Here is a 13,373-nt window from a genome sequence, read left to right as displayed (position 1 = left end):
TTGAATAATTCTATCCTTGTGTTCTGGTTTACAGAGAGGAAGGATAGATCAAGAAAATAACTATGCTTTCTGTTAAAAAACTCAATTAAAAGCTCAAAGATTGTAATGGGCAAATTCTCATGAAAGGGTGGCTGCCAGATCAAGGATCTTCATCGTCCTGAACAGACTTGCGTTTTCGATGTCTGCTTTTGTGATCCGACAGGGCTCGAGCGTTCTTGCAGACTGCCCCGCATGATCGCCGTTGTCCATCCTCTCCGACCACAGTCAAGTTACAGGTTTTTTCCCCGCTGTGCTCTTTTCTTTTGTGATTCGACAGTGTTTTAGCATTGTTGCAGACCGTCCCGCATGGCCGCTGCTGGCCATCTTTCCCGACCACGGTTACTATGCAGGTTCGTTGCCCGCTGTGGAAATTGAATTTGTGTGACGAAAGTGCTCCACTATTTTTGCTGACCTTCCCGCATGGTCTCGGCTTGCCATCCTCCCCGACCACGGTCAGGTTACAGGTTTGTTGCCCGCTGTGGTCTCTTCTCTTGTGATCCAACAGGGATTTAATATTTTTGTAGGCCTTGTCGCATGGCTGCGTCTGGCCATTCTCCCCGACTACGATCAGGTCACAGGCTTTTTGCCCGCTGTGGGCGCTTCTTTTGTGATCCGTCAAAGCTGAAGAACTCTTGCAGACCAGACCGCATGGCCGCTGTCGACCATCTTCCGCGATTACTGTCACATTACAGGTTTTTTGCCCGCTATGGACTCTGCTTTTGTGAGTCTTCAGGGCTTTAGCACTCTTGCAGATTGTCCCGCATGGTCGCAGCTGGCCATCGTTTTCAACCACTGTCGCATTACAGGTTGGTTGCCTGGTGTGATTGTTGACTTTGTGATCTGAGAGAGCTTTTTGGCAATGTGGAGTTTGTTCGGGAGGCGTTCCTTCGCGATGTAGACAATCATTCCCGGACATTGGCATACCGTAATTGAGTAGTCCGGTAGCGTCAATTGTATAAGAGTCCCCTGTATTCAGTGCGCCGCTATTGGCTGGATTGTCATCAATATTATACGCCTGAAATAGTTGGCCGTAATCGAACGGATATTGAATTTCACAGAGATCGATGAATGTTTCGAAAGGTAGGTTTTGTTCGGAACCTTCAGCACTTACAGGATCAAAGTGACCTTCGCAACTGAAGCAGGATCCATTAGTCAAATGAGGGCATGACCCTTGGCCGGGGTTTGCTACTGTGGAGCCTGTCGAAAATTCTGCGAAATTCAGTGACCATGCATCGGGCTCTCCGTCATTGGATGATGGTCGGAACCTGCAAATGCCATTACAGGGATAAATATAGCAATTTAAGGCCAACGTATGTTGGTGCTGTTGAGGGCCTCCATTACCATCGGCAGAGTGAGAATAAACAAAGCTAGTGAAAGAGCCTGCAAGGTGGATAGTGGTTTGTGGAGGTTGCAGACCGGATGCTTCTGATGGCTGGTATTGTGGAGGGTTATTTTCGGAGCCAAACACCGTAGTGATTGCTGAAAACAGATGATCCCCATGTGTCAACAGAAATGCCGACTGGCGTTCAATCGGGTTAAACAAGGGGAAATCCAGATTCCGGTAGCTTTTTAGAAGCCAACCGAAAACCACTGCTACAGGTAACCATGAATAAGAATTGGAGCCCGGAGAGGCTTCTTTGGTGGTCAGGACCAGTTTAAAACCAGTCAGCAGCTGAGAAGCGTAAAGCCATTGCCACGGAATCGACTCAATAAGGGGCGTTTTTACCCGGCAACTGCTGGGTCTATGTCGTTTTTTATCAGGCAGCAAAGCTGATCCTGTATATGCGTTTGTGGCGATGATGCTTGACGGGCTGCCCGGCAATGTGTGCCAATCACGCTTTATAGAAAAGCTCAGGTTTTGATAACCAGCCTCCTGTTTAAGCTCGACAATAAACTGTTTTGTCAAAGGTTCGTCCTGGCTGGTGACAGCCAGCGACAATAGCAGAAATAGCAGAAAGACCAGAGCTGCAAAGTGTGAGTGTTTAATAATTCTATCTTTGGATCCTATTTTATAGTAGAGGAAGGATAGATCAAGAGAATATGCGCGTTTTTTGTCAAAAGCCTATTGTTAAAAGCCACAGGTCGCCCCGGGCAAACCTCACGAAAGAGCGGGTATCGAAAAAAGAGCCGGGATCAAACCTATTGAAGACTAGTCCATATGATCAGGCTTGCGCTTTCGATGTCTTCTTTTGTGATCCGATAGGGCTTTCGCATTCTTGCAGACCTTCCCGCACGGCGACTGTTGGCCATCCTCTGCGACTACTGCCACATTGCAGTTCTGTTGACCGCTATGTCTGCTTCTTTTATGATCCGAGAGGGCTTGAGCATTCTTACAGACCTTTTCGCATGTCCGCTGCTGGCCATCTTTCCCAATCACTTTTACGTCACAGGTTTGTTGTCCTGTGTGCGCTATTCTTTTGTGATTCATGAGAGCCTGAATGTTTTTACAAGCTTTTTCGCACGGTCGCTGTTGGCCATCCTCTTTGACCACTATCATAGTACAGGTTTGTTGTCCGCTATGGCTGCGTCTTTTGTGATACAAAAGAGCTTTAGCATTCTTACAAACCGATCCGCATGGCTGCTGCTGACCATACTTCCCGACCACAGTCGTGTCACAGGTTTTTTGCCCGCTGTGGATTTTATTTATGTGAGTCCAGAAGGCTTTATTACTTTTGTAAGGCTTCCCGCATGGCCGCAGCTGATCATCCTTCATGACCACGGTCATGTCACAGACTTTTTTACGGCGAAGACTCTTTTTTTGTGGGCCGAAAATGTTTGTTGGCAATCTGTGGTTGCTTCGGAATGCAGAAAAGTATTTCCGAAGATTGGTGCGCCATCATAGAGTGGCCTGCTGGCGAAAGTTGTACAGGCAGCCCCTGCATTCATTGTCATGCTATTGGCAGGCTTACCATCAGTATTACCTGCCAGAGATAGTTCGCCAGAAACACATTGGAGTTGAATGTCTGGGAGGCCTCTCAATGTACCGAAAGACAGTTTTTGTTGGAAATCTGTAGTGTTTAAAGGATCAAAATGACCTATGCAACTAAAGCAGTATCCATTCGCCAGATGAGGGCATGAGCTGAGTCCGGGTGTTTTTTCGCCTTGGTCTGTCGAACGTTCCAGGGAGTTCAGCGACCATTCATCGAGTGTTCTGCTATTGGGTGATGGTCGGTATTTACAAACGCCATTACAGGGATAGACGTAGCAATTTAAATCCAAACTATGCAGGTTTTGTTGAGGATGTCTGTTACCGCCGCCACAGTCAATATTCAGGGGAGCAGAGAAAAAAACTGTTCTCTGGCTGGTGGCTGGTGGGCTTTGCTGGTCCGATGATTTTGTTGGCTGGTGCTGTGGTTGGTCATATCCAGAGCCAAACATTATAGTGATGGTCGCTGAAGGTTGACCCCTCTGTGTCAACAAAGGTGCCGCTTGTAATTCAATCGGATTAAACAGCGCTGAATCCTGGTTCCAAAAGCGTTTTAAATGCCAATCGATAACTACAAGGACTTCTAAAGGTAGCCATGAATGAGGAGTGGATTTTAGAGGGTTGTCTTCAGTCATCAGAATCAGTTCGTAAGCAATCAGCAGATAAGTGGTGTAAGGCCATTGCCACGAAATCGATTCAATGATTATTAAACCGTCAGGTCTGAGTCGTTTGTCGTCAAGCGGAGAATCTGGTACTGAATAGCAGTTTGTATCGGCAATGTCTGAAGAGTTTTGTGGAATTGCATGCCGGTCAAGCTTTATTGATAAGCTCTGTTTTGGAGAACCTGCATTATGTTCAAGTTCAACATTAAAACTTTCTGCCCATGGTTCGACCTTGCAGACGAAAAAAGACGACAGTAGAAGTAACAGCGGTACAGCGAAGTTTGAGTGTTTAATAATTCTATCCTTGTATTCTGGTTTAAAGGGAGGAAGGATAGATCAAGAAAATAAGCGTGTTTTTTGTCAAAGATCATCTGTTAAAAAAACGCAGTTAAAAGCCAAAGGTTGTACCTTGCCAAACTTCATGTAAACACGGGCATCAAATCAAGGGCTGAGGTCATTATCAGTCTTGTGTTTTCGATGTATTCTTTTGTGATTCGACAGGGCTTGAGCACTCTTGCAGGCTTTGCCGCATGGCCGCTTCAGGCCATCTTCTTCGGCCACTACCACGTTGCAGGTTTTTTGTCCGCTGTGTTCCCTTCTTTTGTGATTCATCAGGGCTTTAGCATGCTTATGGATCGTCCCGCATAGTCCTTGCTGACCATCCTTCCCGATCACAGTTTCTTCACAGATTCTGTACCCGCTGTGGATACTTCTTTTGTGATCCTGCAAGTTTTTAATACTCTTGCAGATTCTCCCGCATGGTTGCTCCTGACCATTGTTCCCGACCACGGTTAGGTCACAGGTTTGCCGCCCGGAGTGGACACATCTTTTGTGATCCTTCAGGGCTTTAGCATTGTTGCTGATCTTCCCACATGGCTGCTGCCGGCCATCCTTCCCGGTCACAGTTACGTCGCAGGTTTGTGGTCCGGTGTGGTTTTTTTCTCTGTGGTCCAGAAGGGCTTGGGTATTCTTGCAGACCTTCCCGCATGAGCGCTGCTGACCATCCTGCCCAACCACGTTTGCGGCACAGATTTGCGGCCCGCTGTGGTATTTGCTTTTGTGAACCGATAGCGCACTGGCATCCTTGCAGACCGCCCTGCATGGTCTCTGCTGTCCATCTTTCCCAACCGCTATCGTGTTACAGATTTGTTGCCTGTTGTGGGTGTTTTTTTTGTGACTCATCAGGGCTCTGACATTGCGGCACACTGTCTCGCATGAACGCTGCTGACCATCCTTCCCGACCAGGATCATGTCACAGGTTAGTTGCCCGGCAGGGTTGTATGTATAAGCTGTGCCTGCACTTGTTGAGTGGATAAGGTTGCAGCTATTGGCTGGGTTGTCGTCAATGTCGCACGGCTGTGGCTCAGATAGCTGGCCAGAATCACATTGGAGTTGAATGGCTGGAATGGTATGGCGTTCGTTCCACATTTTGAAAGGTGTGTATTCCCGGGAGAGTGCGTCTGAAGGGGCAAAATGACTTATGCAACAAAAGCAGTTTCCATCAACCAAATGGAGGCAAGAGCTTTCTTTGTAGTCCGGCGACCACTCAGTGAGCTCTCTGCCATCGGATGATGGTCGGAATCTGCAAATGTCATAGCAGGGATAGACGAAACAGTTTAAACCCAACGTATGTTGGTATTGTTGAGGGCCTCTGTTACCGTCGTCAGAGCCAGAATTCAAGGGGCTTGTTAAAGAGCCTGTGGGCTGGGTGCTGGCTTTTGGGGCTTGCAGGCTGGTTGATTCTGATAGCCGATATTGTGGTTGGTCATGTCCGGAGCCAAACATCATGGTGATGGCTGCAAGCCGTTGATACCCATGCGTTAATATAGAATACGCTGGTTGTATAAATACTCTAAACAGCGGTGAATAAAGATTACAGTAGCTTTTTAAAATCCAAACGACAGCGAGAATTACCTCTACAGGCAACCATGAATTAGGAACCGAGCTTTGTGGGGCTAATTTGGTGGTCAAGATCAGTTCGCAGGCAACCAACAGTTCGGTGGCGTAAAGAAACTGCCGAGAAATTGACTCAATAAGAGGTGTTTTTACTCCGGAACTATAAAATATATGTCGTCTGTATTCGGGGGTGAAATCTGAAAGTGCAAAGCCGTAAGAGACGGTAATGACTGATAGGTTAACCGTGAGTGTGTAAATGTCACGTCTTATAGGAAGGTTCTGCCCTGTTGGAAAGTCTGCATTCTGTTCTAGCTTAACAGCAAAGCGTCCTGTCCATGGTTCAGCCTGACTGATGACAGACAAGAACAGTAGCAGCAACAGCGGTGCCGAATAGAGTGAGCGTTTAATAATTCTATCCCTGGCTTCCGGTCTATAGAGAGGAAGGATAGATCAGGAAAATAAGTGTGTATCCGTGCTTTCCTTATGAGTGGTGGGTGTCAGATCAAAGACTGAAGCTATCGACTTGTCTTACATCATCAGGCTTGCGTTTACGATGTTTTCTTTTGTGCTTCCTCAGGGCATTAATATTATTGCAGACCCTTCCGCATGGTCCTTCCAGACCATCCTCCCTGATCACGGTAAAGTCACAGATTTTTTGTCTGGAGTGGTCTTTTTTTATTTTGTGATCTGACAGGGTTTGGCCATCATTTCCGATCTTGGCCACGTCACAGGCTTTTTGTCTCCGGTATTTTCTTCTGTGATTCGCCAGCGCTGACTGACAACTCGAAGTTAATTCCCGGGGAACGTAATCATTCCTGAGCATTGATGGGTCATCATTGAGTGTTCCAGCTGTGTCATCTTTAAAGCCAGTCTCGGCACTCATTGAACCTATAAAGTTGAAGCTATTGGCTGGGTCGTTATCAATGTCATAGGCCTTTATATCAAACATAATTCCAGAGTCGTATGGATTTTCAATGTCAAAAAGATCACAGAATGTTTCAACAGGCGAGTTTTTTCGGGCATCTTTGCCGTTTACGGGATCAAGATAGCCGATACAGCCAAAGTAGGGTTTATTGGCCAGATCGGGGCATGAGCTCTGTCCGTTAGATGCTCCTGCCTGAGCTGTCTCCGGGGAATTCTGCAAACATTCATCGGGCCCTCTGTTATCAGATAGTGATCGGAATTGACAAACGCCATGACAAGGATCGACGAAACAATTTAAACCTAGCGTATGCTGGTGTTGTTGAGGGTCTCCGTTACCGTTGCCAGAGTTAGAATGCAAGGTATGAGAGAAATAGCTCACTGATTGGCTGGTGGCTTGAGGGGCCCGCTGGCTGGAAGATTGTGATGGCTGGTAGTTTAATGGTTTATTTCCGGAGCTTAACATCATTACAATAATCGCAGGCAGGTGGTTCTGACTCGCCTGTTGTTCGATCACATCAGGTTGTTGAATTGGATTAAAGAGCGGTGAATCAACCCTCCAATAGCTTTTTAAAAGCCAGCCAACTATGACAATCATTTCGGCAGGTAACCATGAATAAGGGGCGAAGCTTAGCGTTTCGCCTCTGGTGGTCAGGGTCACTTTGTAAGCAACCAGCAGCTGAGTGGCGCAAAGAAAATGCCAGGAAATTGACTTAATGATGTTTCTGTTTAATTTATAAATTAATGTAATATGTCGTGTATTATCGGGCAGCGAATCCGGTCCTGAATAGCCGTTTATATCAGCACTGACATACGGCTTGCCCGACAATGTGTTCAGGCTATGCTTTATGGAAAAACCCTGGTTTGCAAAACCTGATTTTTGTTCAAGCCCGACAGTAAAGCGTCCTGTCCAGTGTTTGTCCTGACAGGTGACAGACATCGAAATTAGCAGCAACAGCGGTGCCGCGAGGAGTGAGCCTTTAATAATTCTATCCTTGGGTTCTTGGATACAGAGAGGAAGGATAGATCAATAACATAAGTGTGTTTGTTGTGTCTTTTCGTATTCACGAGCCGCTCCGGTAGAACCACTGGCTTTGATTAGAGGGCCAGAGCCAGATCCTTGCTTATTTTTTTACTTTCTTCAGAACTGAGTCATTGTCCCGGTTCACATTAACACGTTGGCGTTTTCGATGACTTTTTTTATGTAACGACAGGGCTTTTGAATTCTTGCAGATGCTCCCACATGGTCGTTGCTGACCATCACTCCCGACCAGGGTTTCATCACAGATTTTTTGCCTTTTGTGGTCTCTTATTCGGTGAGCCGAAAGAGCTTGAGCATGATCTTTATAATCAAAATAAGTGATGCAGTTATAGCAGTCTCGATTGAACAAATGGGGGCATAAGCTGTCTACTGAGTCCAGCGACCATTCAGCAGGCTCTCTGCTATCGGCTGATGGTCGGAATTCACAAACGCCATGACAGGAATAAACAAAACAATTTAAACCCAGCGTATGTTGGTGTTGTTGAGGGCTTCGGTTGCCATCTTCAGACTCAGGAAGAAGCCGAGTCAACTAGCCTACTGGGTTGATGCTGGCTTGAGGTGACTGTTGCCCCGATGATTCTGATGGCCGGTATTGTGATCGGTTATGTCCGGAGTCAAACATCGCTGCGATGGTTAAAAATAGCAAATGTCGTTCAATAGGATTAAGCAGCAACGAATCGGGGTTCCAATAGCTTTTTAAAAGCCAAGCGAAAGTTCCGTCCATTTCTATGTATAGCCATGAATAAGGGTTGGAACTCAGGGTTGTTTTTACCCCGTAATTGTAAAGTTTGTGTCGTTTTTTATCAGGTGGTGAAGCTAGTCCTGAATAGCTGTTTGTGTCATTAATATCCGGCGGGTTTCCTGATAATGTTTGCCGGTCACGTCTTATAGGAAAGCTACAGTTTGGAGCCCGTAACCTGCTCAGGCTCAACAATAAAGCGTCTTGTCAACTGCTCGGCCTGACAGGCGACAGATAACGACAACAGTAACAAAAGTGATGCCATAAAGCATGGGTGTTTAATCATTCTATTTTGCATTCTGATTTAGTCATCGTCCAGGTCCACATCAGCAGGTTTTCGTTTTCGATGTATTCTTTTATGATCCGACAGGACTTTATAGCTCTTGCAAACCTTTCCGCATGGTTGCAGCTGGCCACTCTCCCCGACGACGGCCACGTCGCAGATTCTTTGCCTGCTGTGGTGTCTTTTTTTGTGGTCCCTCAGGGCTTGATTATTCTTGCAGACCTTTTCGCATGGCCGTAGCTGGCCATCTTCGCTGACCACTGTCTCGTGACAGGTATCTTGCCTGCTGTGGATGTCTCGTTTGTGATCAAACAGGACTTTAGAACTACTGCACACCCTGCCGCACGGCCGCTGCTCTCCATCCATCCCGACCACTGTTACGTCACAGGTTTTTTGTTTGCTGTGCGCTCTGCTTTTGTGATCCGAGAGGGCTTTAGCGCTCTTACAGACCATTCCGCACGGCCTCGGTTGTCCATCCTTCCCGACCACTGTCATTTGACAGGTTTTTTGCCCGCTGTGAGTGCTTCTTTTATGATCCGAAAGGGCCCGGACACTTTTGCAGATCGTCCCGCATGGCCGCAGTTGACCATCCTCACCGACTATTGTTGCAGCACAGGTTTTTTGTTCGCTGTGGTATTTTTTTGTGTGATCCGACAGGGCGCGAGCATTCCTCCAGACCGTCCCGCATGGTCGCAGTTGAGCATCCTCCCCGACCACTATTGCATCACAGGTTTTTTCCCCGCTGTGTTGTCTTCTTTTGTGTTCCAACAAGGAGCGGGTATTCTTACAGAGTGTCCTGCATGGTTGTATCTGGCCATCCTTCCCGAACACAATTACATTGCAGTTTTGCTGTCTGATGTGGGCGTTGTTTTTATGACTGCTCAAGGCTAAAGGATTCTTGCAGACTGTCCCGCATGGTCGCTGTTGACCATCCTCCCCGATTATTGTCACGTCACAGGTTCTTTGTCCGCCGTGGTAGTTTCTTTTGTGATCCGAGAAGCTTCTGGCATTTTTGCAGACTGTTCTGCATGGCCGCAGCTGGCCGTTCTCCCCGACCACGATTGCTTCACAGGTTTTTTGTTCGCTGTGACTGCTTCGTTTGTGATTGCAAAGGGCTGCAAGATTCTTGCAGATCGTCCCGCATGGCCGCAGCTGGCGGTCCTCCCCGACTACGATTGCATTACAGGTTTTTTGCCCACAGTGGTTTCTTCTTTTGTGATCTGACAGGGCGCGAGTACTCTTGTAGTGTCTCCCGCATAATTGCAGCCAGCCATCCTTTCTGGTTACGGTTACGTCACAGACTGTTTGCTCGATTTGGGTTGCGGCTTGTATTGCTCCTATCTTGGAAAGATGAGGTTGGCTCTGGTCCAATTGGGATGATGTTGGTTGTTGTTCTAAATGGTCAAGCGTAATAAAAACGTCGTTTATTTCATCGTGATGACTTATATCAGTCGCCTCTCTATAGATCGAACCATCATTAATGGTAGAAGGTAAGCTCCCGAGCATTGCCACATGGTTATTGATTGGTCCCACAGCTTGTTTTGTATCGGTGGCTCTCTCTGAAGTGATCCTGCCTATGGAGTTGCCATCAGTACCACCAAATAGTGTGTCAGAATCGAAAGGGAGTTGAACATCAGGAAGATCATTCAAAGTTCCAAAATGCGACTTTTCTTTGAAATCTGTCGTGTTTAAAGGATCAGAACGACTTATGCAATCTAAACAGTATCCAACAAACAAATGGGGGCATGAGCTTACTGGAGGATTCAGCGACCATTCAGCAAGCCCACTGCTATCGTAAGATGGTTGAAATTGACAAATGCCTTGACAGGGATAGACATAACAATTTAAACCCAGAGTATGTGAGTGTGGTTGAGGGCCATTGTTACCGTCACCATAGTCAGTATTCAGAGGGCTGGTGAAAGAGCTTCCACGGTAAGAGGGGGCACGTGAAGCTTGCTGGCCGGATGATTCTGATGACTGATATTGTTGTGGGTTATGTTCAGAACCAAACAGCGCAGTGATGGTCGCAAGTGGATGATCTGCCTGTGCTAACATAGATGCCGACATTTGTTGAATCGGCTTAAACAGCAATGAATCCGGGCTCCAATAGCTTTTTAAAAGCCAATCAACAACGACAACTATTCCCAAAGCTATACATGAATGAGGATTGGTGCAAATTGGTGTGTCTTTTGTGGTCAGGATCAGTTCGAAATCAACCAGCAGGTTAGTGGCGTAAAGCAACTGCCATGAAATCGACTCAGTAAGAGTTGTTTTTACCCCATAACTGTAAAGATTGTGTCGTTTTCTATCAGGCGGTGAAACCGATCCTGGATAAGTGTCGGTGTTGCCGATTTCTGACAGGTTTTCCGGTAATGTCTGCCAGCTACGTTTTATAGATAAATTCTGTTTTAAAGTACCTTCATCCGTTTCCAGCTCAACAATAAAACGTCGTGTCAATAGCTCTGCCTGACAGGCCGCAGACAATGACACTAGCAGCAACAGCGGTGCTGCAAAGATTGGGTGTTTAATTATTCTTTGCTTGCATTCTGATTCAGTCATCGTCCCGGTCCACATTAACAGGCTTGCGTTTTCGATGTCTTCTCTTGTGGTCTGACAGGTTTTCAGCAGGACGGCGGACCCTCCCGCGAAGCCGGTGCCGGTCATTATTCCGGACCACTATTGCACCAAAGGCTTTTGGCCTGGTGTGGTATTTGCTTTTGTGAGATGACAGGGCATGAGCATTCTTACAGGCCTTCCCGCATGGCTGCTGTTGGCCACCTTCCCCGACTATGGTCACTTCACAGATTTGTTGCCCGGTGTGTTCTAAACTTTTGTGATAGGACAGTATCTGAGTATTCCTGCAGATCAACCCGCATGGCCTCGGCTGGCCATCCTCCCCGATCACTATTGCATCACAGGTTTGTTGTCCGCTGTGCACGTCTCTTCTGTGATTAGTAAGGGTTAAAAAATTTTTGCAGACCATCCCGCATGGTTGCGGTTGACCATCTTCCCCGACTATTTTTACGTCACAGGTTTTTCGACCACTGTGGAAGTTTCTTTTGTGATCCGAGAAGCTTTTGGCACTCTTGCATACTGTCCCGCATGACTGCGGCTGGCCATCCTCACCGACCACTGTTGCATCACAGGTTTTTTGTCTGCTGTGGGCGTTTGTTCTGTGAATGCTCAGGGTTGCAGCATTCTTGCAGATCATCCCGCATGGTCGCTGTTCACCATCCTCTGAGACGAATGTCACGTCACAGGTTTTTTCCCCGCTGTGGCAGCTTCTTTTGTGATTTGACAAGGTTTTGGGGTTCTTACAGACTGTTCCACATGGCCGCGTCTGGCTGCCCTCTTCGACCACTATTACATCACAGGTTTTTTGTGCGCTGTGGGCATTGCTTTTGTGATTGTGCAGGGATGTAAGATTTTTGCAGATCTTCCCGCACGGCCGCTGCTGACCATCCTTTCCGGCCACTATTGTATGACAGGTTTTTTGCCCGCTGTGGTACATTCTTCTGTGAAGCGACAAGACTTGAGCATTCTTGCAGACCTTCCCGCATGGCCGGGGTTGGTCATCCTTTCCAATGACTGTTGCGTTGCAGGCTTTCTGTCCGCTGTGAGCTGCGGCTTGATTTGACACCGTCCGGGAAAGATGAGGCAGGTTCTGATCCAATCGGGATGATCTTGGTTGTTTTTCTGAATGCTCAAGCGTAATAAAACAACCGTCTTCTTGAATAGGAGGCTGTAGATCAGATGCTTTTTTAATGACCGCAAAACCATTGGTGATAGTAGGAAAGCTCGCGAGTACTGGCGCATCATCATTGAGTGAGTCGGCAGCGCCGGTCGTATCGGCGACCCCGTCTGAGGCGACCCCGTCTATAAAGTTGTCATCAAATAGTCGGTCACAATCAAAAGGAAGTCGAACATCAGAAAGATCATTCGAAGATCCAAGGGACAATTTTTCTTGAGAGTCTGTCGTGTATAAAGGATCAAAACAACTTACACAATTTAAGCAGTGTCCGATAACCAAATGAGGACATGAGCTTGATACGGAATTCAGCGACCATTCAGCGGGTTCTCTGCTATCGGTTGATGGTTGCAATTGACAAACGCCATGACAGGGAGAGACGTAACAATTTAATTCCAGGGTATGTGAGTGTTGTTGAGGGCCTCTGTTGCCGCCATAGTCATTATTCAGTTGGCTGATGAAAGAGGCTTTAGAGTGAGAGGGAGTCTGTGGGGCTTGCTGCCCGGATGATTTTGATGACTGATATTGTTGCTGGTTATGATCAGAGCCAAACATCACAGTGATGCTAGCAAACGGAGGGGCTTCCTGTGTCAGCAGAGATGCCGCTTTTTGTTCAGCTGGGCTAAACAGCGGAAAATCGGCGTTCCAATAGCTTTTCAAAAGCCAGCCGACAATGATAACCACTTCTGCGGGCAGCCATGAATAAGGTGTAGAGCATAGGGGAACGTCTTTGGTGATCAGGGTTAGTTCATAAGCAACCAGCAGGCGAGTGGCGCGAAGCAACTGCCACGAAATCGGCTCAACAAGGGTCGTTTTTATTTCGTAACTGTTTTGTTTATGACTTTTGTTATCAGGTGATGAACCGGGCCCTGCACAGCCGCTGGTGTCGGGAATGTCTGACGGGTTGTCCGGCAATGCAGGTCTGCCAGGTTTTATAGAAAAGTTCTTTTTCAGAGAGCCTGAATCCTGTCCAAGCTCGACAAAAAAATGTCGTGTTAACGGCTCGTCCTGACAGACGACAGATAACGAAAGTATCAGCAACAGCACTGCTGAAAAGAATATATGCTTAATCATTCTATCCTTGCATCGTGTTTTACAGGGAGGAAGGATAGATCAA

The 13,373-nt window shown here is 47.1% G+C and carries 10 protein-coding genes; 1 reads left to right on the top strand and 9 read right to left on the bottom strand.

What is annotated here, in order from left to right; genetic code table 11:
- Window positions 1–139: 139 nt before the first annotated feature.
- The 3 genes from P6910_RS21580 to P6910_RS21570 all read right to left on the bottom strand — a co-directional run bounded on the left by P6910_RS21580 (window position 140) and on the right by P6910_RS21570 (window position 3,600).
- Window positions 140–1,945: a hypothetical protein gene (locus tag P6910_RS21580; RefSeq protein WP_317143322.1), complete on the bottom strand. Its 1,806-nt coding sequence runs from the start codon at window positions 1,943–1,945 to the stop codon at window positions 140–142.
- A 243-nt stretch (window positions 1,946–2,188) separates the two neighbouring features.
- Complete coding sequence (locus P6910_RS21575; protein WP_317143321.1) at window positions 2,189–2,764, bottom strand: hypothetical protein; 576 nt, start codon at window positions 2,762–2,764, stop codon at window positions 2,189–2,191.
- On the bottom strand, window positions 2,761–3,600 hold the full coding sequence (locus P6910_RS21570; RefSeq protein ID WP_317143320.1) for a hypothetical protein: 840 nt from the start codon (window positions 3,598–3,600) through the stop codon (window positions 2,761–2,763). Before P6910_RS21570 ends, P6910_RS21575 begins: the two co-directional genes overlap by 4 nt.
- Before the next feature lie 142 nt (window positions 3,601–3,742).
- On the opposite strand from P6910_RS21570, the gene P6910_RS21565 reads away from it, so the two are divergent.
- Entirely contained in the window at window positions 3,743–4,054 is a 312-nt protein-coding gene (locus tag P6910_RS21565) for a hypothetical protein (protein ID WP_317143319.1), read from the top strand.
- Window positions 4,055–4,068: 14 nt separating this feature from the next.
- Here the strand turns inward: P6910_RS21565 and P6910_RS21560 are convergent, their stop codons facing one another.
- The 6 genes from P6910_RS21560 to P6910_RS21535 form a co-directional block, all read right to left on the bottom strand.
- Complete coding sequence (locus P6910_RS21560) at window positions 4,069–5,886, bottom strand: hypothetical protein (protein ID WP_317143318.1); 1,818 nt, start codon at window positions 5,884–5,886, stop codon at window positions 4,069–4,071.
- Between the two features lie 139 nt (window positions 5,887–6,025).
- Window positions 6,026–7,384, bottom strand: coding sequence for a hypothetical protein (locus P6910_RS21555; protein ID WP_317143317.1), 1,359 nt, complete (start codon window positions 7,382–7,384; stop codon window positions 6,026–6,028).
- A 184-nt stretch (window positions 7,385–7,568) separates the two neighbouring features.
- A complete protein-coding gene (locus P6910_RS21550; protein WP_317143316.1) occupies window positions 7,569–8,015 on the bottom strand; it encodes a hypothetical protein in 447 nt (148 codons plus the stop codon).
- On the bottom strand, window positions 8,016–8,417 hold the full coding sequence (locus P6910_RS21545) for a hypothetical protein (protein WP_317143315.1): 402 nt from the start codon (window positions 8,415–8,417) through the stop codon (window positions 8,016–8,018). It abuts the gene before it with no gap.
- Window positions 8,418–8,529: 112 nt separating this feature from the next.
- On the bottom strand, window positions 8,530–11,067 hold the full coding sequence (locus tag P6910_RS21540) for a hypothetical protein (protein WP_317143314.1): 2,538 nt from the start codon (window positions 11,065–11,067) through the stop codon (window positions 8,530–8,532).
- The gene (locus P6910_RS21535) at window positions 11,060–13,330 is read right to left on the bottom strand and encodes a hypothetical protein (RefSeq protein ID WP_317143313.1); all 2,271 of its coding nucleotides are present in this window, start codon (window positions 13,328–13,330) and stop codon (window positions 11,060–11,062) included. The genes P6910_RS21540 and P6910_RS21535 overlap by 8 nt, the downstream gene beginning before the upstream one ends.
- Between the last annotated feature and the right edge of the window lie 43 nt (window positions 13,331–13,373).

It is taken from the genome of Endozoicomonas sp. 8E, assembly GCF_032883915.1.
Lineage (GTDB): Bacteria > Pseudomonadota > Gammaproteobacteria > Pseudomonadales > Endozoicomonadaceae > Endozoicomonas_A.
The sequence above is the reverse complement of the archived record's forward strand: the minus strand, read 5'-3'. Positions and strand labels throughout refer to the sequence as shown.